The sequence below is a fragment of the Clostridium homopropionicum DSM 5847 genome, from assembly GCF_001263795.1.
GTDB classification, from domain to species: domain Bacteria; phylum Bacillota; class Clostridia; order Clostridiales; family Clostridiaceae; genus Clostridium_H; species Clostridium_H homopropionicum.
In genome coordinates this window covers 128,389-142,584 of record NZ_LHUR01000011.1, presented here as the reverse complement: position 1 = coordinate 142,584, position 14,196 = coordinate 128,389, and the positions used below count along the sequence as shown (strand labels likewise).

Here is a 14,196-nt window from a genome sequence, read left to right as displayed (position 1 = left end):
GGAATAATAATTGATTAACGTAACATATTTTACAGCAGTTATTCTTATTTCTTTAAGGCTATTTGCTTTTACTTTTGTAGTACCAGTTTTTTTCCCAAAGGGTACACCTGAGATACTAAAAGTAATTTTTACTCTGATTTTTGCTTTTATACTTATGCCAGGTATTGACTATAGTTTTGTAAGTGCAATTGATAATGATTATAAACTAATATATTTTTGTTTTAATGAAATTATAACTGGTTTAGTTTTGGGATTTATGGCTAGCATATGTTTTCATTGTATTAGATTTGCAGGATCTATTTTGGATATGCAAGTTGGGTTCGGTATGCTTTCAATGTTTGATCCTACATCTAACAGTAATATAACTTTAATTGAAAGAATACTTTACTGGTTTAGTATGATTATTTTTTTTATAGTAGATGGGCATCATCTACTTATTAAGACACTTGTTGAAAGCTTTAACATTGTACATATCGGAAAATTTATTTTATCCCAAAAGGGTGCAATGCAGGTTATTGAGGTATTTATTAAGTATTTTGAATTAGGTCTTAGAATAGCAATTCCAATAATTATAATAATAATTATTACGGATTTAACTATGGGGCTTGTAGCAAAGACAGTTCCACAGCTAAATGTTATGATCTTAGGCTTGCCTGTTAAGATATTATTAGGGTTAACAGTTGTATCTCTTTCTTTACCAATAATATACAATATACTTTCAATAGCTTTTGATGGCATTCCGTCCAGTATAAGAGAATTTTATAAATTTATTCCGTTGATAATAATTTTTGCTTCTGATGATAAAACAGAAGATGCAACACCACATAAATTAAGTGAAGCTAAGAAAAAAGGGCAAGTTCCAAAAAGTAAAGAGGTGAACTCAGCACTTACCCTATTAGCTTCGACGATTATTATTATAACTTTAGGAGAATATATAGCAAATTCACTAAAAAGTGACATTATTGAATTTTTAGGAAATGGTTTGAATTTACAACTTTCCATGGACACGCTGCAAGGTATCATAGTACAAGTTACAATAAGATGTGCATTAAGTATTTTGCCGGTGGTAGTTCCTATAATGATAATAGGAATTGCTGCTAACGTAATTCAAACAGGATATATTAATTCTACAGAAGCGCTTAAACCGAATTTTTCTAAAATAAATCCGATCAGTGGATTTAAAAAAATATTCAGCATGAGAAGCTTAGTAGACTTAGTCAAAAATCTAGCCGTAGTAATTGTAGTTGGTACAGTTGGGTATAATTTTTTAAAGAGCAATTTTAAAAAAATTTTATCTATAGGGAATTTAGTATTACCAGAAATAGCAAATACTTTTTTAAAATTAGCAATAGATATTTTTTTCAGAGTTACTATAATTATGATTGCTATTGCAATTATAGACTTTGTTTATCAAAGGTATCAATTTGGTAAAGATATGAGGATGACAAAGCAGGAAATTAAAGAAGAATTTAAGCAAATGGAAGGAGATCCTCAGATTAAAGGTAAAATAAGACAAAAGCAAAGGGAGATGGCTTCTAGAAGAATGATGCAGCAGGTTCCGGACGCATCAGTGGTAATTACTAACCCAACCCATATTGCTGTAGCTTTAAAGTATGAGTCTGGAAAAACTAATGCACCTATTTTAGTTGCTAAGGGTACTGGATATGTGGCAATTAAAATTAAACAAGTAGCAAAAGATAACGGTGTTACAATAATTGAGAATAAACCTTTAGCAAGACTTATATATGATAAGGTTGAATTAGATAGTGAAATACCACAAGAAATGTATCAAGCAGTTGCAGAAATTTTAGCTCTTGTTTTAAAACTGAAAAAACCAAAGTAAAGGGTGAATTTTTTTGGAAAGTAATAAAAGAATTAATATTAGTTTAAGAAACTATTTTGATATAATTGCTGCCTTTGGTGTTATGGGAATTGTATTGATGATTATAATCCCTATGCCAACAGGTTTGCTAGATGTTTTTCTAGCTTTAAACATAACAATTTCTTCAGTTATAATACTTCTTACTATGTTTACAACTGAAGTACTGCAATTTTCAGTTTTCCCAACTCTATTGTTAATCACTACCTTGTTTAGACTAGGATTAAATATTTCTTCAACAAGACTTATATTAAGGGATCATTATGCAGGTGAAATAATTGAAACCTTTGGTAACTTCGTTGCCGGGGACAATTTTGTAGTGGGAATTACTATATTTTTAATTATTACCATAATTCAATTTGTAGTAATAACTAATGGTGCTGGTAGAGTATCGGAAGTATCTGCTAGGTTTACATTAGATGCTATGCCAGGTAAGCAGATGAGTATAGATGCAGATTTAAATGCAGGACTTATTTCTGAAACAGAAGCAAGAGAAAGAAGAGCCAAGATTCAAGATGAGGCAAACTTTTATGGAGCAATGGATGGAGCATCTAAATTTGTTAAGGGAGATGCAATTGCCGGAATTTTAATTACAATTATAAATGTAATAGTAGGAATTATAATTGGAGTAGTTATGGAGGGAATGGCTGCTGGTGAAGCTGCAACAACCTATGTAAAGCTTACAATAGGAGATGGACTAGTTTCACAAGTACCAGCTCTACTTATATCAACAGCTTCAGGTATTCTAGTTACTCGTTCTGCCTCAAGTGAAAATCTTGGTAATATGTTATTTAAGCAATTAACAGGCTTTCCTAAGGTATTGGGAATTGCATCTGCTGTACTATTCTTTCTTGGTATCATACCAGGTTTTCCAAAGGTTGCTTTCTTCATATTATCTCTTGCAACTGGAGCTAGTGCTTATTTTCTTTATAAAGAAGAAAAAGATCAAGTTATCATGCAGTATGAAACTGAACAGCAGGAAATTATTGAAACAGAAAAAAGAGAGCCTGAAAATGTTACTAGCTTAATTTCCGTTGAGCCAATGGATATAGAAATAGGCTACGGGCTTATTCCACTCGCTGATGAAGCAGCGGGAGGAGATTTACTCCAAAGAATAGCTTCTGTAAGGCGGCAATGTGCAATTGAAATGGGTATTATAGTTCAACCTATAAGAATTAGGGACAATCTACAATTGAAGACAAATGAATATGTAATAAAGATAAGAGGAACTGTTATAGCTAAAGGTGAATTGATGCCAAATATGATTTTATGTATGGATCCAGGTGGAGATGATATTCCTCTTCAAGGAATTAGAACAATAGAACCAACCTTTGGACTTCCAGCTGTTTGGATTAATAATGATCAAAGGGAAGAAGCTGAGATAAAAGGATTAACAGTTGTTGATCCAACTACAGTTATGGTTACGCATTTAACTGAAACAATTAAAGCACATTCTTATGAATTATTAGGAAGACAGGAGACAAAGTTAATAATAGATACAGTAAAAGAAAAATACAGTACTGTTGTGGAAGAATTAATACCAGATCTTATGACTATCGGAGAAGTTCAAAAAGTTCTTCAGAATTTGTTAAAAGAAAAGGTATCTATAAAGGATATGGTAACTATACTAGAGTCACTAGCTGACAACTCTAGAACTACAAAGGATATAGAAGTATTGACGGAGTATGTAAGATTTTCTCTTGCAAGAACTATAAGCAATCCTTTAATAGATGAAAATAGGATAATGACAGTTGCTGTGCTTAGTCCTGAATTAGAAGAGATAGTTGCTAATAATATTCAAAAATCTATGCAGGGATCATTCCCAGCTGTGTCTCCAGAAGCTACAACTAAAATATTTGATTCTATAAAGAACATTCTAGATTCAGTGCATTTTTATGAAAATCAACCAGTTATTTTAGTTTCACCTAAAATAAGACCTGCTTTCAGGAGGCTTATTGAAATGGTGTTTTCTCAAATACATATACTTTCGTTAAATGAAATACCAAATGATGTTGAAATAAGGACTGAAGGAGTTGTTACTTATCAATGATAATAAAAAAATATATAGTTAACAACATGAATGAAGCTATGAATAGAATAAGATATGAACTTGGAGCAGATGCAGTAATTATTAGTCAAAGAAAGATTAAAAAACCAGGCTTTAAAGGTATTTTTATGCCTAAAGTAATTGAAGTTACAGCTGCAGTAGATAGGAACAAAAATGAATTTGAAAATGAAATGAAAAGCAGCATAGATGCTATAAAAAAAGTGATGGAAAAAAAGGTTCCAGTGAAAGAAAATAAAGCAAATATTGAAGTAGTTAAACCAAAAGAAGAAATAACTTCTTCAGAGTCTCAAATTTTAAAGCAGATGCAAGAGATGAAAGAGATGATTTCTAAACTTTCAGAAGGAAATAAGGATATTTCTAATACTAAAAGTGAATTACAAATAAAACTTGAGAATAATGATATAAGAGAAGAATTAGCAAGTAAAATTGTAACTAAAGCAAGTTTAATTGAAGAAGATGTAAGTGAAGAGGTAAAAATCAAGAAAATAATAGAAGGCATGATCAAAATATCTGATTCAGAAATGAAAGGCATAGTTGTTTTAGCAGGGCCTACAGGGGTGGGTAAAACTACCACCATTGCAAAATTAGCAGGAAGGCTTGCCTTAGTAGAAAAAAAGAAGGTTGGACTAATAACAATTGATACATATAGAATAGGTGCAATTGAACAGCTGAATACTTATGCTGATATTATGAACATACCTTTTAAAACAGTTTTCTCAGTAAAAGATATGGAAAATGCAATAGAGTCTATGAAGGATTTGGATGTAATATTAATAGATACTACAGGAAGAAGCAGTAAAAATCTAATGCAGATAGCTGAGCTTAAGTCTTTTATTCAAAAGGTTAGTCCAGACAATATTTATCTAGTAATAAGCAGTACCACAAAGGATAAAGACATTGACTCCATTGTAGAAGGTTATAAAGCTTTAAATTTTAATAATGTGATTATTACTAAGTTAGATGAAACTACAACTTATGGATCTATATTAAATATACTTGAATCTGCTGGAAAGCCACTAAGTTTTATTACAATTGGACAAAATGTTCCTGAAGATTTTAAAAAGGTAACAATTGATGAAGTTTGTAAGCTGATTTTAGGAGAGGATTTTATATGTTAGACCAGGCACAAAGACTTAGAGAGCTGGCAAGAAAGGAAAATAACTTTAATGCCTTTACTGAAGGAAGTGAAGCTGTGAAAATTATTACAGTTACTTCTGGAAAAGGCGGAGTAGGAAAGAGCAATTTTGTAGTTAATTTAGGTATAACTCTTCAAAAAATGGGTAAGTCAGTACTTATTTTTGATGCAGATGTAGGAATGGGAAATGACGATGTATTAATGGGATTCTTACCAAGATATAACGTATATGATATAATATTTAATAATAAAGAAATAGAAGAAGTGGTAATAGAAGGACCTTACGGCATCAAATTACTTGCCGGTGGTACAGGAATAAATAAAATTGATGAGATAGATCAAGATAAAAGAGATAATTTTTTAAATAAACTTTCAAACCTAAAAGGACTTGATTATATACTGATGGATACAGGAGCTGGAATAAACAGAACAGTACTAGGCTTTATAAGCTGTTGCGAAGAACTTGTAATAATTACTACTCCAGAACCAACTTCCCTAACTGATGCATATAGCCTTATTAAAGCGGTAAATCATTTTAACATAAAAACTTCTGCAAAAGTTATTATCAATAGGGTTTTAGATTCTGAAGAAGGAGTAAGAACCTTTAATAAATTTAAAAGCGCAGCTGACAGATTTTTAAATATTAAACTAGAGCATTTAGGAAGTATTTCTGAAGATAAAAAATTAATTCAATCAGTAAGAATGCAAAAACCATTGGTAATAAACTATCCAAATTCTGAGGCAGCAGAAGATATTAATAATGTTGCATTAAAGCTGATAGGATCAAATATTAATAAAAATAGAGAAGGAATTCAAGGATTATTTAAAAAGATTTTTAGCATCTTTTCGTAAGGAGGAACATCAATGTCTGAACTAAACTTTAAAATTAACAGCAGAGCAGAAATATTATATGAAGATACTTATTATAATTGTGATATTCAAGATGTTAAAAATAATCTCATAGCCATTAGTGTTCCTATTAAGGACAATCAGTATTTGCCTCTGAGGAAAGGGGAAAGAATTGATGTAATATATTATGATGAAAATTGCATTTACAAGTTCCCCTCTTCAGTTGTAGAAAGAACTAGGTCAAATATTCCGCTAATTTGGTTAAATCAGCCTAAAACCTATAAAAAAATACAAAGAAGAAAGTATGTCAGAGTACCAGTATTGATTGATGTTAGATTTGCTTTAGTAAGTAAGGACTTTAAATTTGATAAAAGTAAGCTAACTTCAATGAAATTTGAAAAGGGAACCTTATTAGATATTAGTGGAGGAGGAACAAAACTTAGAACCTCAATAGAAGTACAAAAGGGAGATTGTTTTGCAATAATTCTTCCTCTTCAAGAAGGAAGCATGCTTGTAAAAGGTGAAGTAATGAGAGTTACAAAAGATGAATTAGGCAATAAACTGTGTGGAGTAGGGTTCTATGACCTTAGAATTAGTGAAGAAGATAATATAGTAAAATTTGTTTTTGCAATTATGAGGGAACAAATGAAGAAGGGATTAAAGGAGGAATACTAATGTCCACAGCTAAAAATTTAGATGTGAAAGAACAGATAATAAAAAAATACATTCCTTTAGTTAAATATATTGCTTCAAGAGTTATAATTGGCAAAAGTAAATATATAGAGTATGAAGACTTAATAGGATATGGAATGTTAGGGCTTATGGATGCCTTTAACAAATTTGATGAAAGTAAAGGAATGAAATTTTCTACTTACGCTTCTATAAGAATAAGGGGTTCTATGATTGATGAGATAAGAAAAAACAGCCCAATTTCTAAAGGAGCAATGGATAAGCTAAACAAATATAATAATGCAATTGAAAAGCTTCAAAAGCAAAACCTTAAAGAACCAAGTAATAAGGAAATTGCAGATGAATTAAGAGTTTCCTTAGAAGAGGTAGGAGAAATTGAAAATTTTATAAACTATATATCTGTTGTTTCACTTGAAGATTTGATTTTTTCAGAAGAAGATGACATGATGTTAATAGGAACTATTGAGGATGAAAAAAGTCCTAATCCTGAAAAGTCAATAGAGGAAATAGAGCAGATAGAATATCTTACTAAGGCTTTAAATATGATAAACGAAAAAGATAAGACTGTACTATCTTTATACTATTATGAAGCTATGACATTAAAAGAAATAGGTAAAATCCTTGGAGTATCTGAATCTAGAGTATGTCAATTACATAGTAGAGCAATAATTCATTTAAGGAAAATGATGAACAAGCTTAAATATGAAGTATTCTAATTGGACAAGGTAATTAATTGAGGTGACAAATGGGAATAGCAATTGCTTTATTATTAATTTCTATATGTATTATTATTATAAGTATCAGATATATCAATAAAGAAAAACAAGAACAAAATAGAATTGAAGACTATAATTTTGCAGGAATTCTTAGTAGAAGTGAAGAAAATATAGATGATTATCAAATAGAGATTGGAAAGTTAAGAAAAGAATTTGCAGAGACATTAGTAGAAATTCAAGGTGAGATAGCGGAATTAGAGAATAAGATAGATAAGCTTTCTGGGAATATTTCCCATGAGAGTAATGATTCTAATAATACTGCTAATACTCTGAAAGAAGTTGATTTAGTAAGCTTTATTGAAGAAATAAAGGATACCGTTTTTATTAGCAAAAACAATGGAAAAATAGATGAAAAGGGCAATACCACTGAAGTTAGTGTGGATGAAAAACAAGATAGTAGCAATGAAAAAAATGGCGTTAAAATAAAAGAAGTTGAAAAGCTAATGGAAAGTGGCTTAACAATTGATGAAATTTCTGATGCCTTAAAAATTGGTAAGGGGGAAGTACTATTAATAAAAGAGTTATATCTAAAATAATGAGTATATTGTATTTATTAAAGGATAAACGGGTCTTCCTTGGCATAGGAATAGGTATGTTTATTGCTACTTTCATTATGATGAATGTGAAAATAAATGTGAATTTATCTAAGTCGGAAATTGAGAAAAAGGCAAGAGAATACGGCATGGAATATAAGGGAGAACATAAAGTAATAGAAAGCGAAGTTTCTAAAGAAACAGTAGAGGATGTGAAAAAATGATAAGAGGGATTTACACTGCAGTTTCAGGACTTATTACTCAGGAAGCAAAACAAGACAGTATAAGTAATAATCTAGCTAACGTAAATACTGTAGGCTATAAAAAAGATAGTATAATTAGTAAAAAATTCGAGGATGTATTACTTCAAAATTTTGATAAAGTTGTAGATGGCAAAAATACTAGAAATGTTTTAGGTGCATTGTCTTTAGGAAGCAGAATTGATGAAACCTATGTAGACTATGAACAGGGAGTCATAGAAGCTACCACTAAGGATACAGATTTTGCTATAAGGGGTAATGGATTTTTTGTTGTTTCTAAAGTAGATGGAGTAAACAATCAAAATTACTACACAAGAGATGGGCATTTTTATTTAGATAGAGAAGGATACTTAGTTAATGACAATGGATATAAGGTAATGGCAATAAGGAATAACGGCACCATAGAGCCTATTAATTTACTGGTAAACGGAAAAGTTGCAAAAATTAAATGTGATGAAAGCGGAAATATTTCCCTGAATGATATTCCTACATATAAACTGAATATAGCTGATTTTGAAAATTATTCTAAATTAAAGAAAATGGGTGATAACTTATATAGTGGTGAAAATCCTACTACAGCTACAAAGTGTAAAATAAGTCAAAATGCATTAGAAAAATCCAATGTTAACGTAATGAATGAAATGGCAGACATGATGATGACCATGAGAAGCTTTGAAAGTAATCAGAAGATAGTTCAATCCTTAGATGAAACTTTAGGTAAAACAGTAAACGAAGTTGGAAAAGTTTAAAATTATCTTAATGGGTGAGGTGAAATAATTGATAAGAAGTTTATGGAATTCTAGAAGCGGTATGTCTGCTGAAATGGAAAAAATGAATGCAATTTCAAATAATATTGCTAATATAAATACTGTTGGGTATAAGAGAATAGATGTGAGCTTTGACAACTTGGTTCAAGAATCCCTAAAAAGAAGGGGATATCCTGTAGAAAACAATGCTGGAGGAGAAAATAACTTGCCTTTTATTGGATCAGGAGTTAGAACCTCAGAATTCTATAAAGATTACAATCAAGGGAATCTTATAGAGACCGCAGTAAATACTGATCTTGCAATAGATGGTACTGGATTCTTTAAAGTAATAGATTCAAATGGAAATGATGCATACACTAGGGGAGGCTCTTTTGGAATTGACAGAGATGGAACTCTAGTTGATAGCAATGGTAATAGATTAGTAGTGCTAGATCAAAATGGAGAGAATGTAAATAAGGCAGGAATAGGATTTACTAAAGAAAATTTCAGGGTAGATTATAAAGGAAATCTTCAAGGTGATAAATATAATAATTTAAGAATTCCTCTATTTAATACCGTAGGCGATAGAGATATGAAAAGCGTAGGAGAAAACTTATATTCACCTGAAAGTTATATTAGTGAAGCGGGTACTGAAGAAATATCTGCAGTTGTAGAAAGTGCAGATTCTGAAATAATACAAGGTTTTGTTGAAAACTCTAATGTAGATATGGGAAAAGAAATGTCTGATATGATTATTACTCAAAGAGCTTTTCAATTGAATTCAACTGCCCTTAAAACTGCAGATGAAATGTGGCAAATGGCTAATAATTTAAAAGGAAGATAAAATAACAAAGAGGCTTGTATTCTTACAGGCCTCTTAATCATTTTTATTTTATTGACTCAATTACAGAAGTTAATGGTGGAATAACTTGTTTTTTCCTTGATAATAAGTCAGTGACATAAGCAGAATTGTCTTTTAATGTAACGTTAAATGCTAAATTAATAAATTCAGTCTTTTCACCAACAGCAATTACCTCTGAACCGTTTTGAATGATATCTGTTAGAAGCAGTGCTAATAAGTCGTATTTTTCTGCTTCACACTTGCAATTCATATAATCTAACATTTCATTCTTCATAGAAGAAAAGCCATCAAGATCCATTGTACTTACTTGAGCTACACCTATTTTATAAGTTGATAGATTAAATGTCTTAAAATCAGTGTTAAATATTTCTTCGACAGTTTTTCCTACAAGAGAAGTTCCAGCTTTAAACATTTCTTTTGCATATTCTTCAGGATTGATATCAGCTATTTTTGCTAGTTTTCCTAAAATAATTCTATCAAAATTTGTTGAAGTCGGAGACTTAAATAATAGTGTATCTGATATTATTGCACTACATAAAAGACCAGCGATTTGCTTTGATGGAGTAATACCATTTTCAAAGAACATAGAACCAACAATTGAAGCAGTACAGCCTACAGGCTCATTTCTAAAGTAAATAGGGCTTCCTGTTTGAATATCTGCTATTCTATGATGGTCAATAACCTCAATAATTTCTGCATCTTCAAGACCATCAACAGATTGAGCTAATTCGTTATGATCAACAAGAATCACCTTTTTATTCACCTTAGAAATTAGATGATATCTAGAAATTGTACCTATAACTTTATTATTATCATCAAGAACTGGGTAACTGCTGTATCTGGTTTTTCCCATTGTAAGCTTAACATCATCAAGATAATCATTAATTTTGAAGCTGACTATATTATCCTTTGCCATTACATATTTTACAGGAATACTTTGAATAATCATTCTTGCTGAAGTAAAGGAATCATATGGAGTAGTAATAATAGAGCAGCCAACAGCTGAGGCTTTACTGATAATATCAGAATCTACTTCATGATTCCCTGTAACTATCATCAATGAGGCTTTATTATCTATAATAGCTTCTTGTGTATCTAGTCTGTTTCCACAGATTATAATATCACCTGGTTCCATGATTTTAATCATGCTATCAGGTTCCATTGCTGCAACTAATATTTTACCGCCAAACTTCTTTGTTGCAGTATGTTCATATATTGCTTTACCGGATAAAGTATCTACTATATTTTCAAAAGGAGTATTACTTTTTCCTATTATATAATTATCCCATATATCCATATATGTAGAAGTTAAATTGGATAAGCTAACTACACCTAATAATTTTTCATTATTATCAGCAACTGCAATAGTTTTTATATTATTCTTCTTCATTATTGTCCAAGCAGTCTTAAGTGACGTCTCAGGGTGGATAGGAGTAATTTTATCCATTTCTAAATCTTTAACCTTAGCTTTTAATGTATCTATATACTGTGGTTTTTCAATTCCAAAGTAATTCAATGCAAATTCAGTTTCACGACTAATTTCTCCAAGCCTAATTGGGATAGCGTTTAAATTTGCAGATTTATTTTTAAATTCTGCATAGGCTAAGGCAGAACATATAGAATCGGTATCTGGATTCTTATGTCCAGTAACGTATATCATATCTTTCATCTAATAGTACCTCCTACTTAAAATATAAATTTATCTTTACTATTTTACCATAAAAACAAGAATTTTTATTATTTTTATAAAAAAATATAATTTTTTCATAAGTAGCTATAGCATGGACATATATTATCTTGAAGGTATAATTTTAAATTTGAATGCTTGCTTATAGTAGGGGGGAAAACATGGGTAAGGAGAAGGATGATTACAGAGGTTTAACAAATGCAGAAGTAGAGAAATCACTGAAGGAAAATGGACCCAATGTACTTAAAAATAAGAAGAAGGTTTCATATATTAAAATTTTTCTTGAACAATTTAATGATTTTATTATATGGGTACTGATTGCTGCTACAGTGTTATCTGCATTTATTGGTGAAAAGGCTGATGCTATAACAATTATAATCATTGTAGTTATGAATGCCATTTTAGGATTTATACAAGAATATAGAACAGAAAAATCCCTTGAGGCATTAAAGAACTTAGCTGCTCCAACAGCGAAGGTTATTAGAAATGATGAAATAAAAGTAATAAATGCAGAATTTTTAGTTCCCAAAGACCTTATTATATTAGAGAGCGGAGATAGAATTCCCGCAGATTGTGAACTTATTGAAGGTAATAATTTATTAGTGGATGAGTCTTTGCTTACTGGGGAGTCTGTTGGAGTAGAAAAAGGCGTAAACGGAAATAAGTCTGTGTTTATGGGAACCATCGTCCTTAGAGGTAAGGGAACTGCTAAAGTTGTGAAAACAGGCATGAAAACCGAAATGGGTAAAATTGCAAACATGCTAGACAGCATAGAAAGTGAAAAGTCTCCTTTAAAACAAAAACTGGCTGCATTAGGGAAAGTTATGGTTTTTGTTTGCATAGTAATTTGCATATTAGTAACCCTAATGGGCATTTTAAGAGGCCAAAATAAATATGAGATGTTTTTATTAGGAGTTAGTTTAGCAGTAGCAGCAATTCCAGAGGGAATGGCTGCAATTGTAACGGTTGCATTGGCATTAGGAGTTTCAAGAATGCTAAAGAGAAATGCTTTAATTAGGAAGCTTCCTGCAGTAGAAACATTAGGTTGTACATCAATTATTTGCAGTGATAAAACCGGAACTTTAACTCAAAATAACATGACTGTAGAGAAAATATATTTTAATGATTGTATTGTAAATATTGAAGAATTTGAAGCTAAAAACTTAGAACTAATTAAAAAAGCATTAGTATATTGTAATGATTGCGCATACGACTTTAAACAGAATAACATTGAGAAAGCTCTGATGGGGGATCCTACAGAAACGGCACTAATAAAAGCATTTTTTAAGGATACTAAAAGTTTAAAGGAATTTTTAAATAAAGGTAAAAGGATCTTTGACATTCCTTTTGATTCAAATAGAAAAATGATGTCTGTGGTTTTTCAAGAAGGGAATAAAAAAACTTCTTATGTAAAAGGTGCACCTGAAAGGATAATTGAGAGATGTAAATATATTTTAATGGGCAAAGAGATACTACCTTTCGATTATGAAATAAAAAGAAGAGTAATAAAACAAGTAGAGAATATGTCATATAATGCTTTAAGATGTATTGCTGCTGCTTACACAGAAAATACTACAACCATGGGAGAAAATATAGAACAAAATTTAATATTCATTGGTATAGCTGGAATGAAGGATCCTCCAAGGCCTGAAGCAAAGGATGCAGTAATAAAATGTAAAATGGCTGGCATAAGACCAGTAATGATTACTGGAGACCATAAAAATACAGCCTTTGCTATAGCTAAGGAATTAGGAATATGCAAAAGTGAAGAAGAAGTAATGGTTGGGGAAGACATTGACAGCCTTTCTGAAAAAGAATTACTAAGCGAAATAAATAAGCTTTCTGTATTCGCTAGAGTAAGTCCAAAACATAAATTAAGGATTGTTAAAGCTTTTAAGAAGAAAAATAACATAGTTGCAATGACTGGGGATGGAGTTAATGATGCTCCTGCTGTAAAAGAAGCAGACATTGGAGTATCAATGGGTATCTCAGGAACGGATGTAACAAAGGAAGCATCCTCAATGATATTGTTAGATGATAATTTTGCAACAATTGTATCTGCTGTAGAAGAAGGCAGAACTATTTATGATAATATAAGAAAGTTTATTAGGTATTTATTATCCTGTAATCTTGGTGAAGTATTAACTATGTTTCTAGCATCTATTTTCTATTTAGATACTCCACTTTTGCCTATTCAGATTTTGTTTGTAAATTTAGCTACGGATGGGTTGCCCGCTATTGCATTAGGGGTTGATCCACCTGATAAAGATATTATGCAGATAAAGCCAAGAAGTAAAGGAGAAAGCGTATTTGCTAGAGGACTTAGAGAAAAAATATTATTAAGAGGCAGCTTAATAGGTATATGTACAGTATTAGCTTTTCTATCTGGTAAATATTATGGTATGAGTTTAGAGACTTGTAGAACAATTGCATTATGTACTCTCGTAATGTCACAGCTAATGCATGTATTTGAATGTAGATCAGAGAAACATTCAATTTTTGAAATTAACATTCTAACAAATCCTTATTTAGTTGGAGCTGTATTAGTATCTGTTTCAATGTTATTGACTATTATTTATTTTCCTTTTATGCAAACCGTATTTCATACAGTTCCTTTAGATTTAGGTCAATGGATACTAGTATTATTTTTCTCAGGAACCATTTCATTTATAAACAGCATATATTTATTTCTAAGAAAAAGATAAAAACGT

At 30.8% G+C, this 14,196-nt stretch carries 12 protein-coding genes; 11 read left to right on the top strand and 1 reads right to left on the bottom strand.

What is annotated here, in order from left to right; translation table 11 throughout:
• Positions 1-10: 10 nt before the first annotated feature.
• The 10 genes from CLHOM_RS02890 to CLHOM_RS02845 are packed head-to-tail and all read left to right on the top strand — an operon-like array spanning position 11 to position 9,780.
• On the top strand, positions 11-1,843 hold the full coding sequence (locus CLHOM_RS02890) for a fused FliR family export protein/FlhB family type III secretion system protein (RefSeq protein WP_052220183.1): 1,833 nt from the start codon (positions 11-13) through the stop codon (positions 1,841-1,843).
• Positions 1,844-1,856: 13 nt separating this feature from the next.
• A complete protein-coding gene (gene flhA, locus CLHOM_RS02885) occupies positions 1,857-3,929 on the top strand; it encodes a flagellar biosynthesis protein FlhA (protein WP_052220182.1) in 2,073 nt (690 codons plus the stop codon).
• Entirely contained in the window at positions 3,926-5,065 is a 1,140-nt protein-coding gene (flhF, locus tag CLHOM_RS02880; protein WP_052220181.1) for a flagellar biosynthesis GTPase FlhF, read from the top strand. The genes flhA and flhF overlap by 4 nt, the downstream gene beginning before the upstream one ends.
• On the top strand, positions 5,059-5,934 hold the full coding sequence (locus CLHOM_RS02875) for a MinD/ParA family protein (RefSeq protein ID WP_052220180.1): 876 nt from the start codon (positions 5,059-5,061) through the stop codon (positions 5,932-5,934). The genes flhF and CLHOM_RS02875 overlap by 7 nt, the downstream gene beginning before the upstream one ends.
• A gap of 12 nt (positions 5,935-5,946) precedes the next feature.
• Complete coding sequence (locus tag CLHOM_RS02870) at positions 5,947-6,606, top strand: flagellar brake protein (RefSeq protein ID WP_052220179.1); 660 nt, start codon at positions 5,947-5,949, stop codon at positions 6,604-6,606.
• Positions 6,606-7,337 carry a FliA/WhiG family RNA polymerase sigma factor gene (locus CLHOM_RS02865; RefSeq protein WP_052220178.1) on the top strand — a complete coding sequence of 244 codons (732 nt, stop codon included), beginning with the start codon at positions 6,606-6,608 and terminating at the stop codon, positions 7,335-7,337. Before CLHOM_RS02870 ends, CLHOM_RS02865 begins: the two co-directional genes overlap by 1 nt.
• A gap of 29 nt (positions 7,338-7,366) precedes the next feature.
• Positions 7,367-7,933 carry a hypothetical protein gene (locus tag CLHOM_RS02860; RefSeq protein ID WP_052220177.1) on the top strand — a complete coding sequence of 189 codons (567 nt, stop codon included), beginning with the start codon at positions 7,367-7,369 and terminating at the stop codon, positions 7,931-7,933.
• On the top strand, positions 7,933-8,154 hold the full coding sequence (locus CLHOM_RS02855; protein WP_052220176.1) for a hypothetical protein: 222 nt from the start codon (positions 7,933-7,935) through the stop codon (positions 8,152-8,154). The genes CLHOM_RS02860 and CLHOM_RS02855 overlap by 1 nt, the downstream gene beginning before the upstream one ends.
• Positions 8,151-8,939 (top strand): flagellar hook-basal body complex protein, encoded by a 789-nt coding sequence (locus tag CLHOM_RS02850; RefSeq protein WP_052220175.1) that lies wholly within the window; start codon positions 8,151-8,153, stop codon positions 8,937-8,939. The genes CLHOM_RS02855 and CLHOM_RS02850 overlap by 4 nt, the downstream gene beginning before the upstream one ends.
• A gap of 28 nt (positions 8,940-8,967) precedes the next feature.
• Positions 8,968-9,780: a flagellar hook-basal body complex protein gene (locus CLHOM_RS02845; protein ID WP_052220174.1), complete on the top strand. Its 813-nt coding sequence runs from the start codon at positions 8,968-8,970 to the stop codon at positions 9,778-9,780.
• 43 nt (positions 9,781-9,823) lie between these two features.
• Here the strand turns inward: CLHOM_RS02845 and CLHOM_RS02840 are convergent, their stop codons facing one another.
• On the bottom strand, positions 9,824-11,467 hold the full coding sequence (locus CLHOM_RS02840) for a putative manganese-dependent inorganic diphosphatase (RefSeq protein ID WP_052220173.1): 1,644 nt from the start codon (positions 11,465-11,467) through the stop codon (positions 9,824-9,826).
• Positions 11,468-11,646: 179 nt separating this feature from the next.
• Here CLHOM_RS02840 and CLHOM_RS02835 point away from each other — a divergent pair, with 179 nt between their 5' ends.
• The gene (locus CLHOM_RS02835; RefSeq protein ID WP_052220172.1) at positions 11,647-14,190 is read left to right on the top strand and encodes a calcium-translocating P-type ATPase, PMCA-type; all 2,544 of its coding nucleotides are present in this window, start codon (positions 11,647-11,649) and stop codon (positions 14,188-14,190) included.
• Positions 14,191-14,196: the final 6 nt, after the last annotated feature.